The sequence below is a fragment of the Actinoplanes sp. NPDC051411 genome (genome assembly GCF_040682075.1).
Classification (GTDB): domain Bacteria; phylum Actinomycetota; class Actinomycetes; order Mycobacteriales; family Micromonosporaceae; genus Actinoplanes.
The window spans coordinates 1-18,210 of sequence record NZ_JBFBAD010000079.1 but is presented as its reverse complement, the minus strand read 5'-3'; the positions used below and the strand labels follow the sequence as shown (position 1 = coordinate 18,210).

Genomic DNA, 18,210 nt, shown 5'->3' with positions numbered 1-18,210 from the left:
TTCATCGTGACCGGAACCGGTATTCCTCGATCCGGGGCCGCAGCCCGAGCCAGACGGTCGTGCCGAGCAGCACGGCGAGCACGAGCCCGACCAGGGTGTACGAGGCCGCGCCGGAGGCGGCTTCGGCCTCCCGGTTGACCGTGCGGCTGCCCTGGGCGACCTTGTTGTCCTCGTCCAGCCCCGGGGCGGCCGCGGGCCGGCCGGCGCTCGGCGGGGGAGGAGCGAGGTGGGTGGACAGGAACTGCTGGACGGTCCCGCCGCACTGGGGCTGCCCGTCCCGGGCCGGGCACAGGTCGCGCAGCATCTGGGCGAGAGTGCCCTGGCCCTGGGCGTCGACGCCGGCCGCCTGCTCCTTCGCCAGCTGCTCGGCGCCGGTCAGCGCGGTGCGGGTCTGCGCGAGCCGGGACTTGGACACCAGGGCCAACGAGGTGCCCCCGGCCAGGGCCACGAGCAGCACCGTGCCCACCAGCAGCCAGGCGTTCAGCCGCCGCCGGAACCGGACGCGCAGGAACCGCTGGGTGTAGATCAGCGCGCCCAGCAGGGCCAGGATCGGCACGACCCACAGCAGCGTCGCGGCCGGGCTGAGCCAGCCCGAGGACAGCCGGCCGGCTAGCGCCGACGACTCGTCGGCGGTCAGGCCGTCGATCTGGTCCAGGATGCCGCCGTCGTCGTGCAGCATCAGCGAGGCGTACCACAGGTAGTCGGTGGCGAGGCTGTCGTGGCTGTCCTGCCGGTAGTGCGCGTCGGCCTGCCCGACGAGACCGGTGTAGCTGACGATCTGCCCCTCGACCAGCTGAATGCGGAGGCTGCTGGTCTCGCCGGCGACGATGTCACCGGCCGCCTGGGCCAGGCCCTGGGTAGCGGTGGCGAGGTAGCGCTGGTAGTCGTCGCCGGGGCCGGCCAGCCGGGCCCGGCCGGTGCGGAAGCTGTCGATGGCGGCCGCGTCGGCGCGGATCATCGCGGTGCGGACGCCGGCCAGCTCCAGGATGGACGGGGCGCTGCGGCTGCGTACCGTCTCCGCGGTGCGGCTCGTGCCGGCCATCACCGACACCGAGGCGGCCAGCACCGCGACCGTGAGCCCGAGCAGCGCCGCAAGCAGTCGCCAGAGGGTGCGCCGGGTGGTGCTCGTCGTTGCCGGAGTCGGCACGGATGGGCTAGTCATCGGTGCCTTCCGGGCCGGTCACCGGAACCAGCGCCCGCCGGCAGGCCTCGCAGGCGGGGGTGCCCGGCGGCCAGAGCCGTTCGCACCGGGGGCAGCGCAGGTCGGGCCCGGTGACGACCCTGGACCGCACCGGGGCCCCGGCCCCCTCCCGGCTCTCGTCACCGGGGAACATGACGGAGCTGACCGCCACCCGCAACAGGGCGCTCCGGTTCCAGTCGCCGCGAACCCGGACCCGGCCGTCTCCGTCGATGTCCACCAGGCCGCCGAGCCGGTGCAGGATCTCGGTGGCGCCCAGCGTGTGCGCCATGTCGTGCGCGGACTGGAAGTAGCCGGTGGCGGCCGCGAGATCGCCGTCCAGCAGTGCGTCGCAGCCGTCCGCGATCGCCGCGCTGAGGGCCTCCTGTCCGGTGGCCCGGGCGACGCCGGCGTCGATGCGGGTCGAGGCGACCACGTCGTCGGTCCAGTGCACGACCACCGGCTGGGGGTCGCCGCGCGGGGTTCCGTCGACCACCAGGTCGACCCGGGCGGCCAGCAGGTCCTCGTCGAGGTCGGCCGGGGCACCGTCGGCGCGGAAGGTGATGGCCAGGTCGAGCAGGAACTCGCGGTCCTCGTCGCCGGCCCAGGAACCGGTGTCGAACTCGGTGGTCCGCTCGTCGACGGTGCGGCCGTGTTCGGTCAGGTCCATCAGCGTCGGCGTCTCCTGCCGCAGCGCGCGGACCCGGACGCCGGGTGTGGTCCGGACCCGGACCCGCAGGGCGGGCACGCGGCGGTGCATCGTACGGTCGATCACCGCCTGGAAGTCGGCGACCAGATCGCCGGGATGGCCGATCGCCTCGGCGTTGCCGCGCAGTACCTGGGTGATCCGCAGCAGCTGGTGGTGGTCCCAGTCCTCGCCGATGCCCCGGGCGTCGCACACGAAGTGGCCCTGGCAGGCGGCCAGCACCTGATCGAGATCGGCGGCGGTCTCGTGCTCGTTGAAGCCGTCGGTGAGCAGGATCGCGTGCCGGACCAGCCCGGGATGCTGTTCCAGCAGCGTGTCGGCGAGGGCGAGCCAGGTGCCCATCGCGGTGCCGCCACCGGCGAACAGGTGATGGACGGCACGGGCGGCCTCGTGCCGGGTCTGCGGGCCGGCCACGGCCATCTCCGTGGTGAGCGGGTAGACCACCCGGGCGGTGTGCGTGCCGGCGACGATCGCGAAGCGGGTGCCGTCGCGGACCGCGTCGATCGCCGCCGTGGTGGCCTTCTGGGCGGCGCTCATCTTCAGCGGTGGGTTGGCCATCGAACCCGAGCAGTCCACCAGGATCGCCACCGCGGCGCCGACCGGTGCGGTGGCGGGTGCCTCGGTGTGCGGGCCGCGGGAGGTCACGGTCAGCACGGCGGCCATGCCGGTGTCGGTCGGTGACCGGTATTTGTTCTGGCTGATCTGCATCTCGAAGTCGACGCCCGGCTCCGTCTCCACGTCCTCCCCTTCCCGGCGGGCGCCGCCCGGCGGTGCCGTCACCACAGGCTCCGGCTTCGCGCCCCGTTGGCCAGATCGACCAGGATGCCGTGGTCGTCGCGGGTGCGGGCCTGCGCGGCCAGCGCCCGTAGCGATCGCTCCAGCCGGGCGCGCAGTTCGGCCTCGGACAGTCCGGCTTCCGAGGACCCGGACGGTCCTTTGTGGTCATGCTCGCATGCGTGTTCCAACTCGGCGGCCGCCACGATCGCGGTCAGCCGTTCCCGGGATTCGCCGGTCGCCGCGCCACCGTCCAGGCGCAGCTCGGCGAGCCGGCGGGCCGCCTCCGCCAGATCGGCCGCCGAGGGGCTGCTGTCCGGCAGCCGGCCGCTGAGGATGCGCACGGCGGCGATCCGGGCCGGTTCGTAGTGCCGGGACACCCTCGGTATCTCGTCGAGGATCGCCACCGCCGTCGCCCGGTCGCCGTTGACCAGGGCGATGCGGGCCAGCCCGAAGGCGGCGCCGCCCTCGCTGCGGTCGCGCCGCCAGATCGCCCGGTAGTAGCGGCCGGCATCGTCCGGATTCTTCAGTTGCTCGGCGCAGTAGCCCAGGGCCAGCTTCGGCGCGATCTCGCCCGGGCAGGCGCCGCTCACCGCGCCGAATGCTTCCCGGGCGGCCGGCACATCGTCGCGGGCCAGCGCGGACAGGCCCTGGTGCCAGTCGACCCGCCAGTCGTGCGGCGCCCGGTCTTCCAGCGCGGCGACGGCCGCGTCGAGGTGCCGCGCAGCCCGTTCGTAGGTGACGGGCGAGGGTGGCCGCTCCCGCGCCGCGACGGCGAGGTGGGCGCGGCAGAGTGCGAATTGGATCTCCACCGAGTCGGCTTCCACGGCCGAGAGCTTGTCGATCAGATCCTGGGGGTTGTTCGCGTTCACGGTCGCCAGCAGGTCGATCCCGGGATCGGACGGGTCGAGCAGCGGTTCGGGCAGGGAGACGACCACGGTGGAGGGCGTGGGACGGCCGATGTCGAGCGGGCCGGCCGGCCGGCGCGTCCACAACCGGAGGCCGGGTATCGCGCCGAGCCCGTCGTCGAGCAGCACCGGCGTCGGCGCGAACACCTGCGACGGCTCGGGGTGACCGCGGCCGGTGCGCAGCGACAGCAACTCCCGCAGGACACCCTTGAGCTGGCGGTTCATCTCGGCGGCGGTGGCGAAACGGTCGTCATAGGGCGCGATCGCGCGGTTGATCAGTTTGCGGATGGACTCGACCGCGAAGCCGACGTCGGCGGCGGCCGGGTCGCCGGCGTCCGCCGGCTGGCTGACCGCGAGCATCTCCTCCAGGGTGCGCCCGACGGTGTGGATGTCGGAGCGCACCGTCAGGCCACGCTGCTCGACCTCGGTCTTGCCGATGTAGCCGGGCGTGACGACGCGCGGGGAGTCGGTGTCATCGATGCGCCGGACGCCGCCGATATCGATCACCTTGACGCGGTCGGGGCAGCGGATGACGTTGGCCGGCTTCATGTCGCAGTAGAGCATTCCGCGATCGTGCAGGTACTCCAGGGCGGCCAGGATCTCGTGGCCGAACGCCAGCACGTGCTCCAGCGGCAGCGGCGCGTCGCCGAGCACCGCCGCCGCGCGGATCTCCTGCAACGACTGCCCGGTCAGAAACTCCATCACGATGTAGCCGGTCTCGCCGCCGGTCTCCGGGTCGCGATGAGTGACCGAATTGAAGATCCGCACGATGTTGGGGTGGTCGATCGAGGTGAGGAACCGCCGCTCGGCCACCGCCAGCCGCAGCGCCACCTCGTCGTTGGTGATCAGGCCCTTCAACGCGACGTAGTTGTCGTCCAGGTGGGTGTCCTTGGCCAGGTAGACCCAGCCGAGCCCGCCCCGCGCCACGCAGCCGACCACCTCGTACTGGTCGGCCACCAGCTGGCCGGCCCGCAGCTTCGGCACGAACGAGAACGGGGTTTCGCAGTACGGACAGGTGCCCTCGAGCACCGCCGGGCGCCCGGCGTACGACCGGCCGACGGTGCTGTGGCAGTTGGCGCAGACCCGGCTCGGCTCCGGCACCTGCGGGTCGGCGAGCACGTGCTCGCTCGGGTCGGGCGGCTCCGGCACCGGCACCGACACCAGTTCCGGCACCAGCCACGCCGTGCGGGCCGGCGTCGACGGGACGGACCCGGGAACCCCGCCGCCGACCGGGCCGCCGGTGGGGCGGGCGCGCGGGACCGGCGGGGTCGTGCCCGGTGGCAGCGGGCGGCGGAAACAGATCTGGCAGAAGCCGGTGCTGTCCACTGTGCCGTCACAGCCCGGCCGGTTGCACTTCTCGCTCATCGCCGCGCCGACCCGTTCGTGCGGTCGCTGAGACGGGCCCGGATCAGCGTGGCGTAGCTGTCGAGCAGCTCCGCGCCGCGGGACAGGTCACATTGTCCACTCCAGAGCAGCTCACGCGCCTGCCCGTAGATTTCGGCCAAGTCGGTGTCCTCCGTCAGCCCGTGATCGATGCAGCGTGCCCGGTAGCCGTCGAGCCGGTCCCGGAGCCGGTCCCGGGCATCGAGGCTCTCGTCGAGGCGGTGCCGCACGCGCAACGCGTCGTCCAACGCCCGGTCCGCGTCGCGCTGGCACGACTCCAGCGCCGGCAGCAGCGGGGTCTTCCCCGGCCGGTCGGCGGCCGCGCGCAGAGCGGTGAGCCGCAACCGCAGCGACGGGCTCCGCAACGCCGGCTCCGGCACCGGCGCGACCCGCGCCGCGACGAATTCGTGGCGTTCCCGGGCCTCGCGCTCGGCGTCGCGGACCTGGTCGATCCGGGCCGCGAGCAGGCGTAGCGCGGCGCGGTAGAGGCTGGGCGAGGCACTGTCGCGGAACGTCAGCAGCAGCCGGCGGTCCTGCTCGGCCGCCTGGGCCGTCAGCGGCCCGACCACCTCGTCGACGAGCTGGTGCGGCTCGGCGGCGGCGTCGATGCCGTCGAGCACCACGTTCATCGGGGGCGGCCGCCCGGCGAGGCTGTCCATCAACCTCTCGGTCGGGGCCCCGCCGGTGTTCATCCACGTCGAGATGCGGCCGGAGACCTCGGCGGCGGTCTTGCCGGACACGTCCAGCGCCAGGTCGATGCTGCCCAGCAGCGGATCCGGCCGGGCGGAGGAGTCGTGCCCGGAGGGACGGCTGTCGACCGGACGGCGCTCGCGGCTGGAGCGGGCGACGACGTCGCGCAGCGTGTCCAGCGTCGGCGAGCCCGGCTCGGCGACCAGGATCATCACCCCGCCCGCGGCGCCGTGGCCGAAGAACCGGGTCAGTCTGTCCACCATGGCCTGATCGGCCCGCGACGCGTCGGCCAGGGCCCGGAAGCTGCCGTCGACGCCCGAGTCGCCGCTCACCCAGTCCCGGGTGCGGGGCAGGTAGGACAGGATCGTCTCCACCGGCACGATGTAGGACACCGTCGAATCGGCCCGGGCCGGCCGGGTGACCACGACGCCGACCACCGAACCGCTCGCGTCGTGGAACACCGGTGTGCCGCTGAATCCCTCCTGCACCTGCGGGCCGCCTCCGGTGGCGGTCAGCTGGATCCACTCCTCGCCGGGTCCACACTCGCCTTCCATCCACGCGCGCACCCACAGCCCGGTCGGCGCCTCGCCGGGGAACCCGCACACCCGCACCTGGTGGCGCGCACCGAGCGACACCCGTCGCAGCAGCCGGCCGGTGCCGTGCGGCACGGGCTCGGCCAACTCCAGCAGCGCGAGGTCACCGCTCTCGTCGGCGAGCGGCGGGAACCAGCCGTCGCGCACGACCCGCGCACGTTGCGGGGCGAGACCGGGCCGCGCCACGAAATCCACCGGCACCGCGGCCGACGGACCACCCACCGCCGCCGTGACCACATGGGCGCAGGTCAGGACGTGCCTGTCCCCGAGCACCACACCGCCTCCGACGGCCGACCCCCGCTCGTCCCGAATGCACACACGCCACTGCGTGTAAGCCTCATCGGACACGCCGCAACCCTAGTCTTGCCCTCGAACCCCCGCTACCCCGCCGAAACCGGCCGGCTCACCCGCTGAGCTCGTCGCGGCGGCGGATCAGAAAGGCCGTCTCGGCGGTGTTGCCGGTCAGGTCGATGGCGCGGTCGTAGGCCGCCCGCGACTCCGCCCGGCGGTCCAGGCGGCGCAGCAGATCGGCCCGGGTGGCGTGGTAGGCGCGGTAACCGGACAGCGGCAGCTTGTCGATCAGGGCCAGCGCGACCTCCGGGCCGTCCAGTTCGGCGACCGCTATCGCGCGGTTGAGCCGGACGATCGGGGACGGGTCGATGTGGACCAGCTGGTCGTACAGGGCGACCACCTGGGACCAGTCGCGGACGTCGGTGTGGACGGCGTTGATGGCGGCCAGGATCTGGTAGCGGCCCGGTGGCTCGCCCGCAGCCAGGCGGGCGCGGACCAGGGCGTGGCCCTCGGCGATCAGCGCGCGGTCCCAGACCGCCCGGTCCTGGTCGTCGAGGGTGACCAGTTCACCGGTCGGCGACACCCGGGCGGTGCGGCGGGCCTCGGTCAGGAGCATCAGGGCCAGGAGCCCGGCCGCCTCGCCGTCGGCCGGCAGCAGCGTGCGCACCAGCCGGGTCAGGCGGATCGCCTCGGCGGTCAGGTCGGCGCGGACCGCGTCGGAGGCCGGGTTCGAGGCCAGGTAGCCCTCGTTGAAGATCAGGTAAAGCACGGCCAGCACGCCGGTCACCCGGGCCGGGAGGTCGTCGCGCAGCGGGACCCCGTACGGGATCTTCGCGGTCTTGATCTTCGCCTTGGCGCGAGTGATGCGCCGGGCCATCGCCGTCTCCTCGACCAGGAAGGTGTGGGCGATCTCGGGCACGGTGAGCCCGCCGACCATCCGCAGGGTCAACGCCACCCGGGCCTCCATCGCGAGCGCCGGGTGGCAGCAGGTGAAGATCAGGCGGAGCCGGTCGTCGTCTATGGCACCCAGCGGTTCCGGGGTGTCGAAGAGCATCAGCGCCTCCCGGTGCTTCTCGTCGCGTCTGGCCTCGCGCCGGAGGCGGTCGATGGCCTTGCGCTGGGCGGTGGTGGTGAGCCACGCGCCCGGGTTCGGCGGCAGGCCGTCGGCCGGCCAGCGTTCGACGGCGGCCGCGAACGCCTCGGCGGCCGCCTCCTCCGCGATGTCGAGATCGCCGAAACGCCTGGTCAGGGCCGCGACCACCCGGGCCCACTCCTCGTGGTGGACCCGGGTGACGGCCTCGTCGAAAGCGGTCACAGGACGGGACGGAGCTCGACCCGGCGGTTGCACGCCTTGGAGCCGCCGGAGGCGAGCTTCAGCGCCACGTCGAGGTGCGGCGCCTCGATGATCCAGAAGCCGATGATGAACTCCTTCGACTCCAGGAAGGGGCCGTCGGTGAAGACGGCGTCCCCGGAGCGGGCGTCGACGACGGTCGAGTTGCCGGGTCCCGCGAGGCCGCCCGCGAAGACCCAGTGGCCGTCGGCTTGCATCTGGGCGTTGAAGACGTCGATCGCGGCCGCCTCCTCGTCGCTCGCCAACTCGGTCGAGTCGCTGAGGACGGACATCAGGTACTGCGCCATCGGGGTCACTCCTGTCGTCGTGGGGTCAGCCTTTCATCTCTACTACGAACGACGGGGGCGCGATCAGACACCGAGATGCCAGGGACCGGTGATCACACACGTGACGCCCGGGTACTGGACGTTGATGAACAGGTGCCGGCCGTCGGCGGTGAAGGCGGCCCCGGCCAGCTCCGAGGCGCCGGTCGGGCCGGGGGCGGGGAAGTCCGACGGGTCCCAGTAGTGCAGGTCGAGCGGCTCGATGACCCGGGCCAGGTTGGCGATGCCGCCCCGCGGGGTCAGCACGCGCAGCCAGTTGTCGCCGCCGTCGGCGTCCTCGCCGTCGCCGTCCTCGGCCAGGAAGACCGTGCCATCCGGGGAGACGCCGACGGTGTCGGGCTGGTTGAGGGTCTTCTGCGAATCGCCGGCCTCGCTGGCCACGAACGTCACGCCGCCGACCGTCCACGCCGAGCCCTCCAGGCCGAGGAAGCGGCAGCCGCCCTCGGCCCGGCCCTGCGAGTAGACCGAACCGGGGTTGTCCTCGGCGTCGGACGGGTCGGGCTCGTCGATGTCGACCCAGTGGGGGTCGCCGTTGTCCTCGGTCATGTAAACGATGCCGGTGGCCGGGTCGACCGGCGCGGTCTCGTGCTCGAAGCGGCCCATCGCCTTCAGCGGTTCCGGGGTGACCGGGCCCCGGCTCGACGACGGTACCTCGAAGACGTACCCGTGCGGCTTCTCGTAACCCGCGCCGACGCCGTCGGTGGTCTCCTCGCAGGACAGCCACGAACCCCACGGGGTGTGGGCGCCGCTGCAGTTGTCCAGCGTGCCGTTGAGCACGAGGAAGCTCTCGAGCAGGCGGCCCGACGACAGGTCGTACAGCGACGACGTGCAGCCGGCCGGCGCGGCCCGGTCGTAGGCGTTACGGGGACCGAGCGCCTTCCGGGTCACGCCCGGGAGGTCGAGGTCGAGTTCGTGGTTGCGGACGAGGCGTACCCGCCCGGAGCCGGCGGCGAAGACCGCCTGCCCGTCGTGAGCCGGGGGTGTCGGCAGCCCGTCGTTCATCCGGGTCCCGGCCGCGCCGAAGGTCCGGTAGGAGAAGCCCTCGGGGACACGCTGGACCGCACCCGCGCTGGCCGCAGCGTGCATTCGATGAACATTCCACCAAGCCCGAGGTAGCTTTGGCGGCCTATGGGGACCAGCCGCACCGTCGTCACCGGGCCGGGTTTGCGCCGGTGGGGCCTCGTGCTGGGCCTGATCGTCGTGCTCGCGGCGATCCCGATCGCCGTCGGCCGATGGCCGGTCCGGGCGGCCGGCATCGATGTGGGCACGCTCCGCGCCCGCGTCGCGGCCTCCGCGGGCCAGGCCTTCCAGGGGTACGCGCAGAGCTCCGGTCTCCTGCCTCTCCCCTCGCTGCCCAACCTGTCCCAGGTCACGGCCCTGGTCAGCGGAGTCACCGAGATGCGCACCTGGTATGCCGGGCCCGACCGCTGGCGGGTCGACGTGCTCGGCGAGGGCACCGAACGCGACCTCTACCAGACCCCGGACGCCCAGTTCACCTGGGACTTCGGCGACAACCAGCTGACCCGGGTCGTCGGCGACCAGAGCGTGCGCCTGCCCCGCGCCGCCGACCTGACACCGCCCGAACTGGCGCGCCGGGTGCTGTCGATCGCGGCCACCGACCGGGTCGAGCCGCTGCCGGCCAGGCGGATCGCCGGCGTCGACGCGGCCGGCCTGCGGCTGGTGCCGGCCGGCCCCGACACCACGGTCGCGCACGTCGACATCTGGGCCGACCCGGCGCACGGGCTGCCGGTGCAGGCCGAGATCACGGCGAAGGGCGGCACCCGCCCGGTCTTCGTCACCCGCTTCCTCGAGATCCACTTCAGCTCGCCGGACGCGGCCGTGCTGACCCCGCCGGCGCCCCGGCCCGGCATCGGCTACACGGTCACCGAGGCGCCCGACATCATCAGCGCGATCAACCGGCGCCGGCCGGCCTTCCTGCCCGCCGGCCTGGCCGGGCTCCCGCGCCGCGACTCGGTGGCGGGCCTGTCGGCGGTCGCGGTGTACGGGACGGGCCTGGCGTCGGTCGTCGTCGTCGCGCTGCCCGGGCGCTACGGCGGCCAGGCGTACCAGCAGATCCAGACGTACGGCCAGGAGGTGACCGTGCCCGGAGACAGCGAGGCGTCCCTGATCGCGACCGGGCTGCTGAGCGTGCTCGCCGTCCGCACGGGCGACCGGGTGTTCCTGGTCGCCGGCCTGGTCGGGCCGCCACTCATGCAGCGGGTCGCCGGCAGCCTGGCGGAGCGCGGTCGATGATCACCACCCACGACCTGACCAAGCGGTACGGGCACACGGTCGCGGTCGACGAAGTCGGGCTCGACGTGCGCGAGGGCGACCGCTACGGGCTGCTCGGCCCCAACGGCTCGGGCAAGACGACGCTGGTCCGGATGCTGCTCGGGCTGGTCTTCGCCACGCGCGGGGAGATCGAGGTGATGGGCCGTGCGGTGCCCCGGCGCGTACGCGAGGTCCTGCCGGACATCGGTGCGCTGGTCGAGGGCCCCGGCGCGTACGGGAACCTGAATGGGCGCACGAACCTGGCGCTGTTCGACGCGGCCGGACCCGGCAGCCGGCGCCGGAATCGGCGCCGAAGGGTCGGCGAGGCACTGGAGCGGGTGGGCCTCGGCGGCATCGACCGCCGGCCGGTGAAGGCCTACTCGCTGGGAATGCGGCAGCGACTCGGGCTCGCCGGGGCGCTGCTGCGCCAGCCGCGGCTGCTGATCCTCGACGAGCCGACCAACGGCCTCGATCCGCGCGGGATCCGCGAGATCCGCGAGTTGCTGGCCTCGCTGAACAGCGAGGGCACCACGGTCTTCCTGTCGAGCCACATGCTGGGAGAGATCGACGCCCTGTGCACCCGGGTCGGGGTGATGGACCGGGGGCGGCTCGTCGTGCAGGACCAGCTGGATCAGCTGCGCGCCTTCACCGGGCAGGTCGTGCTGACCACGCCGACGCCGTCCCGGGTGGTGGAGATGCTCGACGGGCGCGTCGCCGACATCTCCGGCGAAACACTCACCGTGCGGCACGACGACCCCGGAGCATTGAACGCCCGGCTCGTCGAGGCCGGCATCGCGGTCACCGGAATCTCGGCGCAGCGCCGCACCCTCGAAGACGTCGTACTCGAGGCGACCACGACCAGCTCGGACCGGGTCGCATGATCCGCGTCGAACTGGCCAAGCTGTTCCGGCGCCCCCGCACCTACGTGATCACCGGCCTGCTCTGCGGCCTGCCCCTGATCGTGGCCATCTTCCTGGCCACCACCAGGATCCCGCCCCCGCCGGGCCAGGGCGGCGCGTTCCTGTCCGCCGTCCTGAGCAACGGCGCCCTCTACCCGGCCGCCGCGATGGCCCTGGTCCTGCCGGTCTTCCTGCCCGTCTCGGTGGCCGTGCTGGCCGGCGACGCGGTGGCCGGCGAGGCTTCCGCGGGCACCCTGCGCTACCTGCTGATCCGCCCGGTCTCCCGCACCCGCCTCCTGATCGCCAAGCTGCTGTCGCTGGTCACGTTCGTGCTGTTCGCGATCGGGGCCGTCCTGGTGACGGCCTACCTCACCGGCACGCTGCTGTTCGGCCAGACCACGACCGCGGCCGGGGTGGCGCTGCCGGCCGACGTGACCTCCCTGTCCGGCGTGACGATCACGCCGTTCGGGCTGCTGCTGCGGCTGCTCGGCACGGTCGCCTACATCGTCGTCTCGATGCTCAGCGTGGCGGCGATCGCCCTGTTCCTGTCCACGGTGACCGACTCGGCCCTGGGCGCGGCGATGGGCGCGCTGGCCGTGCTGGTGACCAGCCAGGTGCTGGTCACACTGGACGCGGCGGCGGCGATCCGGCCCTACCTGCCGACCCGCTACTGGCTGGCCTGGATCGACTTCTTCCGGGAGCCGGTGTTGTGGCGCGACATCGAGCGGGGCGCGGGCATTCAGCTGGTCTATCTGGTGGTGCTGCTGGGCGCCGCGTGGGCCAACTTCCTGACCAAGGACGTCGCGAACTAGGGCGTTTTCATGAGTCAGAGCCATTCGCAGATGGCTGTGATGGTCAGGACGGCTGGCTGGTCATCGAATCGATGCTGACGTCCCCGATGATGCGGCCCTCGGCGTCGACGCTGGTCCGGGTAGCGGCCAGGACGATGTCGCAGGTGCCGTCACGCTGCCAGCAGGGGCTGTAGTCGGCAGGTACGTCCCGCCAGGGAGCGCCTAGTTCATTCCAGCTGAGTCTGCGCCGCCGGGGAGGGGAAAGGGCCGTTGTCGGCGCTCCTTCCGCTTTGGTGACGGCTTGTTCATCTCGAGCCAGAAAAGGACGAACCCAGCGCCGACTTGCAGGCCGATCAACGTCCAGTCGACCACCGTTCGGGCATCGCTCGCGGCAAAGAATGGGGCGCTTACGGCGACCGTCGCCACCAGGGTGAAGATTCGGGCTCCGATTCGACGCCATACCTGGCTGAGGGCGCAGCCCGCATTGATGAGTGACGGCCCGACGTGAGGATCCGGTGAGGCGCGGCGAACGCGGCAACGGTGGGCCGATCGGCTGCTGGCCGCGCCTGACCGATATTCGGCATGCCCGTCGGTCACGTATTAGCCGCATTCCTGGACGTCGATGTCTCTCTGGTAGTCGCCCGAGGTGAAAGGCGATCTCCGCTGCGAAACCGGTACGGTGGTCGGCATGGCGCTGCTCCCCGAATTGCAGGCGTGGATCGACGAGGCCGCCGAGCGGCACGGGGTGCCCGGGGTGGCGGTCGCCGTCGGGGCCGCCGGCGAGCTCGCCGAGGCGGCCACCGGGGTGGTCAACCTCAGCACCGGCGTCGAGGCGACCCCCGACAGCGTCTTCCAGATCGGGTCGGTCACCAAGGTCTGGACGACGACCCTGATCATGCAGCTGGCCGGCGAGGGCCTGGTCGACCTGGACGAGCCCGTCCGCCGCTACCTGCCCGAGTTCGGGGTGCTCGACCCGGACGCGTCCGAGGCGGTGACCGTCCGGCAGCTGCTCGCGCACACCGGCGGCTTCGACGGCGACCTGTTCGAAGACACCGGCCGGGGCGATGACGCGGCCGGCAGGCTGGTCGAGTTCATGCGGGCGAACGCGCGGCAGGTCTCCCCGCCCGGCGCGCTCTTCTCCTACTGCAACTCGGGCTACGTGGCGCTCGGTGCCCTGGCCGCGCGGCTGCGCGGCGCCACCTGGGAGTCGGCCCTCCGCCGCCACGTGATCGAGCCGCTCGGCGTCACCCACATGGCGCTGTACGCCGAGGAGGCCGTCCTGTTCCGGGTCGCGGCCGGCCACATCGGCGACGCGAAGAAGGTGTATCCGCGCTGGCAGCTGCCCCGGTCCAACGCCCCGGCCGGCTCCACCCCGAGCGCGGCGGCGCGCGAACTGGTCCGGTTCGGCCGCATGTTCCTGGCCGACGGGGTGGCCGGGGACGGCCCCCGGATTCTGCCGTCCGGCACGTTCGCGGCGATGCGGGAAGCCCAGATCACCCTGCCCGACATGGGCGCCCGGGCGGCGTACGGCTGGGGTCTCGGCCTGATGCTCTTCGACGTCGACGGCGTGCCGGTGGTGGGCCACGACGGCAGCACACCGGGCCAGCGCGCGTGCTGGCGAGTGGTGCCGGGCCGTGACGTGGTGGTCGCGATCATGACGAACGGCGGCGACGGGCCGGCCCTGATCGACGAGGTGCTGGACGCGGTCCTGGCCGCCACGGCCGGCCTGAAGGTGCCGGCCCGCCCGGTGCCCCCGGCGAGCCCGGCCCCGGCCGAGCCGCTCACCGGTCGTTACTCGTCGCCCATGGCGGACTACGAGGTGAAGCCGGCCGACGGCGCCCTGGAGGTCACGTACATACCGAAGGGCATATCCCGGGAGGTCGAAGACGAGCCGATCACGATGCGGTACGTGCCTCTGGACGCCCCGGGCGGCGTGTTCATCGGCGTGGAGAAGGACGAGGGCATATACCCGCTGATCAGGTTCCTGCGGGACGGCCGTTACCTGTACAACTCCCGGGCCATCCCGCGGACCGGCTGACCGCCGGAAGTAGTGGGCCGGGTTGAACTCATCGTCCGGCCGGGCCGTAGTGCACTGCGGCCGGGGATCCCCGGCCGACGCGGGCTCTGGAGGATTCCTGGTGCGACGGCAGGCAGCCGGCCTTGTGATGGCATTTCTGACGCTGACGGCCTGCGCGCCGACCGCCCCGGCCGCCGCCCCGGCGGCCGGAAATGGCGGCGACAGCGGCAACGGCGGGGGCACGGCGACCGGGCAGCCGGCGGCGGGCGGCGATGGTGGGGGAGCGGACTGCACCAAGGCGAGCAAGGTGACGATCGGGTCGGACGGGTCGATCAGCCCGGAGGACCTGTCGCTTCAGCGCGGCGCCTTCATCTTCGTCACCAACAAGTCGGACAAGACGTTCAAGCTGGTCGACTCGCCGGACGCCGGGCTGGTCACCAGCGTGCTCGGCAGGAAGGAGAAGCAGGTCGTCCAGTTTCCGAAGGCGGGGAAGTTCACGGTCTCGGCCGGCGACGCCGAGATGCACGTGACGGTGTCGGGCGACAGCGGCTGCGGCACGCCCGAGCCGACCCTCACGATCAAGGACGGGTACGCCTTCTCGCCGGCCAAGCTGGAGGTCGCCGCGACCGCCAACTTCACCGTGGTCAACAAGTCGGGGGCCGCCCACGGCATCCTCTGCGACCCCGACCCGGGCGGCAACGGCGACAACACGCGGCTGGAGAAGGGTGAGACGCAGATTCTCGCCTTCGACAAGCCGGGCGCCTACACCTGCCACAGCGTCCAGCATCCCGACGCCGAGGTGGCGATCACCGTCCACGGGAAGTAGGCGCCGATGGAAGGATGGCGGGCTGTGAATCGCCTTCCTTCCGTCCTTTGTGCCCTCACCGTCGCCGTGCTGGGGATGGCCGGCTGCGCCGGGTCGTCGCCGAAGCCGGCGAGCGATGCCCCTCCGGTCCCGGTCACCGCCCCGGTTCAGGTGAAGGGTGTTTCGGCCGGTCCCGGCGCCGAAAGCGTGACCGTGAGCGTCACGGCGCAGACCGGGGCGTCCGGCTGCTCGGCCGACGCGCGCATCGACGGGCGTGAGGAGACCGGCAAGGTCGTCTACGCCACCGTCGTGCAGGACACGACCGGGACGGGCTGCCCGTCCTTCGCGCCGGCGAAGGTCGTGCTCACCGCGGAGAAGCCGCTCGGCAACCGCCTCCTGTCGATCAACCAGCAGGTGTGGGTGAGGAGGAACGGCGCCTACACCCTCTGCGGGAGCGGCAAGAAGTGCGAGGTCCCCCCGGGCCACTGCGATCCGGACCTGGCCCAGGACGTGGTGGCGCACATGGACGTGTCCCGTCACTCCCGCGGCAACGTCGAGTCCTGCGACGGCACCTGGATGGTCATGACCGTGCCCGACGACCCGGACGCGTGCGGGGTCGGCGGCCGGCCGGGGTGTCAGTCGAACGCCCGCGTCCGGCGCTACTTCCTGCGTTATGAGGGGGACGGCTGGGCGACGGTCGCCCGGACCGCGGCGGGCGGATGCGATGACGTTCTCAAGGCCGCGCCGACTTTCCCGCGATCGGAGTGCGCCGGACTGGCGCCGCTGGCCTGAAACCTCGCCTTCAACAAGATCGGGTAGGCTCCGCATCCGGCAAAGAGGAATCCATAGTGGATTTCTGCCGTTTCTAGGAGGAACTATGGCAGGCACCGTGGATCTGACGTCGATCGTCGACAAGGGCTGGCAGGACAAGTCGCTGGCCGAGATCGCGGACGCCCCGGTGGAGGCGCTGGCCGGCGTCAGCGAGAGCGGCGGACAGCTGATCCGTCAGGCGCTCGGCATCAAGACCATCGGTGAGCTGGGCCGCAACAAGTACTTCAAGGCCGCCGCGGCGATCGCGGCGCTCGCCGACGCCAGCTGAGCAACGACGGGGTGCCGCCCGCGGCACCCCGTCTTCAAAGGGCCGACCCCGAGGGTGATCGGGCAACGTTCGTTGCTCAAGGCATTCACGTACGCCTATACGTTAGTCATGAAGGCAGCCCTCGTCCTCATCGCCGCGCTCCTGAGCGGGCGGTCACCGGCAACAACGGTTCCTGTACGGCGTGGGCGCGGCCGGCGAACGACCGCGCCGCGGCGGCCGCCGACGCGCTCGTGTGGGCCTACCAGCCCGACACCGCGTGGTGGCTGTCCAGCTGGTGGAACTCGGCCGACGCGCTCACCGCCCTGATGGCGTGGATGCGGCGCAGCGGCCGCACCGACTACCTGTGGGTGGTCGACCGCAGCTTCACGGTCGACAAGGCCGCCTTCCCGGCCGGCCAGAAGAGCACCGATCCGATCGAGGGCGATTTCATCAGCCGGGCGGTGGACGACGCGGCCTGGTGGGGGCTGGCCTGGGTGCAGGCGTACGACCTGACGCGCGACCCGAAATACCTCAGCGAGGCGACCGTGATCGCCAACTACGTCAACGGGTTCTGGGACACCTCGACCTGCGGGGGCGGCGTCTGGTGGGACCGGGAGCGGACCTACAAGAACGCGGTCACGATCGGCCTGTACGTGCGGCTGGCGGCGAGTCTGCACAACCGGATCGCCGGCGACACGACCTGGCTCAACCGGGCGGTGACCGGCTGGAACTGGTTCACGGGCAGCGGCCTGATCAACGCGTCCGGCCTGGTCAACGACGGCCTGACGGGCGGCTGCGCCAACAACGGCGGCACGGTCTACACCTACAACCAGGGCCTGGCGATCGGCGCCGGCGTCGAGGTCTACCGGGCCACCGGCAACGGCGCGGTGCTGGCCACCACCCGTCGCCTCGCCGACGCCGCCATCACCGCCGGCCCGCTGACCCGCAACGGCCTCCTCACCGAGTCGTGTGACGCCACGACCAGCACCTGCGACGACAACGCCAAACAGTTCAAGGGCATCTTCATGCGCTACCTGATGGAGCTGGCCGACGTGACCGGGCAGGCGAGCTACCGGGCGTACGCGCGTACGCAGGCGGACAGCGTGTGGAACGCCGACCGGGACTCCCTGAACCGGCTCGGGGAGCGATGGTCGGGGGCGGGCTCCGCCGCGTACCCGAACGTGCGCGACTGGCGCACCCAGGCCTCCGCCCTCGGGGCTCTCCTAGCAGCGACCTGACCGCCAGCCGACGTTGACCCGTTCCGGGCGGGGTGCCCGCCGCGGCTGCTCGGTGAGAACGTCCAGCACCTGGGTCAGGGCCGAGGTGAGCCGGCGATCGGCGCCGTAGCGGCCGCGCTGCCGGTGAAGGTCGCCCATGACCGCGCCGAGCAGCCGGGCGGCGTCGGGCTCGGTCCTCGCGAACCGGGTCAGCGCCTCGTCGACCTGTTCCCGGGCGGCCGTGAAGGCGGTCGTCAGCAGCTCGCCGAGCCGCCGCGGGGTGATCGGCCCGAGGTCGTCGCCGACCTCGGTGCGCCAGGTCTCGATCAGCTCGATCGGGTGCGCCTTCTCGTCCCGGTCGAGGATCCGGCCGTGCGGGACGCAGAGCAGCAGGAGGTTGGCGAACGAGTCCCGCTGGCGCGCGGTCGTGCCGGCGACGTAGCGCGGGCCGGCCGGATCGGTGTCCCGTATGCGGACCATCTCGACGTTGACCTCGAGGTCGTCGCCGAGGAAAACCAGGATAGGGGTGCGGCAGCCGGGGAACTGGCAGGACCCCTGGGCCAGGGTGACCAGGGCGGCCCGGGTCTCCGGCGATAATTGTCGCATTTCGTCCATTGTTCGCTCCCGTGGAACATTTGAGAGAGGGACCGACGGCCGAGAGGGGTCGATCATGAACGTGCACCGGATGATCTGCGAGGGCGAGAACGCCGCCGAGGTCCTCTTCGTCTGCACCGACGATCAGTGCGGGCGCCGGGTGGTGCTCGGGAAGTCCCGGCCGAAGATCGTCGTCATCGACGACGGCGAACTCGGGGCCAGCCACATCGGCTCGATGGGCGGGGTCTTCATCGAGGACGTCGACGCGGCCTAGCTCGATCGGATGCGGCCCGCCCGGGCCGGCCGGCCCGGGCGGGCGCGCGGTCAGTCCGGATTTTCCAC

17 protein-coding genes are annotated in these 18,210 nt (G+C 72.3%); 9 read left to right on the top strand and 8 right to left on the bottom strand.

From position 1 onward, the window contains the following. Position 1: 1 nt before the first annotated feature. The 7 genes from AB0M88_RS34695 to AB0M88_RS34665 all read right to left on the bottom strand — a co-directional run bounded on the left by AB0M88_RS34695 (position 2) and on the right by AB0M88_RS34665 (position 9,282). On the bottom strand, positions 2-1,162 hold the full coding sequence (locus tag AB0M88_RS34695; protein ID WP_364110027.1) for a hypothetical protein: 1,161 nt from the start codon (positions 1,160-1,162) through the stop codon (positions 2-4). After that, complete coding sequence (locus AB0M88_RS34690) at positions 1,155-2,621, bottom strand: vWA domain-containing protein (protein ID WP_364110026.1); 1,467 nt, start codon at positions 2,619-2,621, stop codon at positions 1,155-1,157. Before AB0M88_RS34690 ends, AB0M88_RS34695 begins: the two co-directional genes overlap by 8 nt. Positions 2,622-2,659: 38 nt before the next feature. After that, positions 2,660-4,930: a tetratricopeptide repeat protein gene (locus AB0M88_RS34685; protein ID WP_364110025.1), complete on the bottom strand. Its 2,271-nt coding sequence runs from the start codon at positions 4,928-4,930 to the stop codon at positions 2,660-2,662. Beyond that, a complete protein-coding gene (locus AB0M88_RS34680; RefSeq protein WP_364110024.1) occupies positions 4,927-6,579 on the bottom strand; it encodes a serine protease in 1,653 nt (550 codons plus the stop codon). Before AB0M88_RS34680 ends, AB0M88_RS34685 begins: the two co-directional genes overlap by 4 nt. Before the next feature lie 55 nt (positions 6,580-6,634). Further along, complete coding sequence (locus AB0M88_RS34675; protein WP_364110023.1) at positions 6,635-7,837, bottom strand: DUF6596 domain-containing protein; 1,203 nt, start codon at positions 7,835-7,837, stop codon at positions 6,635-6,637. Beyond that, positions 7,834-8,160 (bottom strand): YciI family protein, encoded by a 327-nt coding sequence (locus AB0M88_RS34670; protein ID WP_364110022.1) that lies wholly within the window; start codon positions 8,158-8,160, stop codon positions 7,834-7,836. The genes AB0M88_RS34675 and AB0M88_RS34670 overlap by 4 nt, the downstream gene beginning before the upstream one ends. 63 nt (positions 8,161-8,223) lie before the next feature. Then, positions 8,224-9,282 (bottom strand): alkaline phosphatase PhoX, encoded by a 1,059-nt coding sequence (locus tag AB0M88_RS34665; protein WP_364110020.1) that lies wholly within the window; start codon positions 9,280-9,282, stop codon positions 8,224-8,226. Between the two features lie 42 nt (positions 9,283-9,324). Here AB0M88_RS34665 and AB0M88_RS34660 point away from each other — a divergent pair, with 42 nt between their 5' ends. From AB0M88_RS34660 to AB0M88_RS34625, 8 genes are all read left to right on the top strand, one after another. Then, on the top strand, positions 9,325-10,449 hold the full coding sequence (locus AB0M88_RS34660) for a hypothetical protein (protein WP_364110019.1): 1,125 nt from the start codon (positions 9,325-9,327) through the stop codon (positions 10,447-10,449). After that, positions 10,446-11,348, top strand: coding sequence for an ABC transporter ATP-binding protein (locus AB0M88_RS34655; protein WP_364110018.1), 903 nt, complete (start codon positions 10,446-10,448; stop codon positions 11,346-11,348). The genes AB0M88_RS34660 and AB0M88_RS34655 overlap by 4 nt, the downstream gene beginning before the upstream one ends. Further along, complete coding sequence (locus tag AB0M88_RS34650) at positions 11,345-12,178, top strand: ABC transporter permease (protein WP_364110017.1); 834 nt, start codon at positions 11,345-11,347, stop codon at positions 12,176-12,178. Before AB0M88_RS34655 ends, AB0M88_RS34650 begins: the two co-directional genes overlap by 4 nt. Positions 12,179-12,845: 667 nt before the next feature. Continuing rightward, positions 12,846-14,195: a serine hydrolase domain-containing protein gene (locus tag AB0M88_RS34645; RefSeq protein ID WP_364110015.1), complete on the top strand. Its 1,350-nt coding sequence runs from the start codon at positions 12,846-12,848 to the stop codon at positions 14,193-14,195. Positions 14,196-14,322: 127 nt separating this feature from the next. Beyond that, positions 14,323-15,000, top strand: a complete 678-nt coding sequence (locus AB0M88_RS34640; protein ID WP_364110014.1) for a hypothetical protein — start codon at positions 14,323-14,325, stop codon at positions 14,998-15,000. Positions 15,001-15,024: 24 nt separating this feature from the next. Next, positions 15,025-15,771, top strand: coding sequence for a hypothetical protein (locus tag AB0M88_RS34635; RefSeq protein ID WP_364110013.1), 747 nt, complete (start codon positions 15,025-15,027; stop codon positions 15,769-15,771). A gap of 85 nt (positions 15,772-15,856) precedes the next feature. Then, positions 15,857-16,078: a hypothetical protein gene (locus AB0M88_RS34630; RefSeq protein ID WP_364110012.1), complete on the top strand. Its 222-nt coding sequence runs from the start codon at positions 15,857-15,859 to the stop codon at positions 16,076-16,078. 230 nt (positions 16,079-16,308) lie between these two features. After that, the gene (locus AB0M88_RS34625) at positions 16,309-17,295 is read left to right on the top strand and encodes a glycoside hydrolase family 76 protein (protein ID WP_364110011.1); all 987 of its coding nucleotides are present in this window, start codon (positions 16,309-16,311) and stop codon (positions 17,293-17,295) included. On the opposite strand, the gene AB0M88_RS34620 is transcribed toward AB0M88_RS34625, so the two are convergent. Further along, the gene (locus AB0M88_RS34620; protein WP_364110010.1) at positions 17,281-17,880 is read right to left on the bottom strand and encodes a hypothetical protein; all 600 of its coding nucleotides are present in this window, start codon (positions 17,878-17,880) and stop codon (positions 17,281-17,283) included. The genes AB0M88_RS34625 and AB0M88_RS34620 overlap by 15 nt on opposite strands. Positions 17,881-17,944: 64 nt before the next feature. On the opposite strand from AB0M88_RS34620, the gene AB0M88_RS34615 reads away from it, so the two are divergent. Continuing rightward, positions 17,945-18,142, top strand: coding sequence for a hypothetical protein (locus AB0M88_RS34615; protein ID WP_364110009.1), 198 nt, complete (start codon positions 17,945-17,947; stop codon positions 18,140-18,142). The last annotated feature ends 68 nt before the right edge of the window (positions 18,143-18,210 follow it).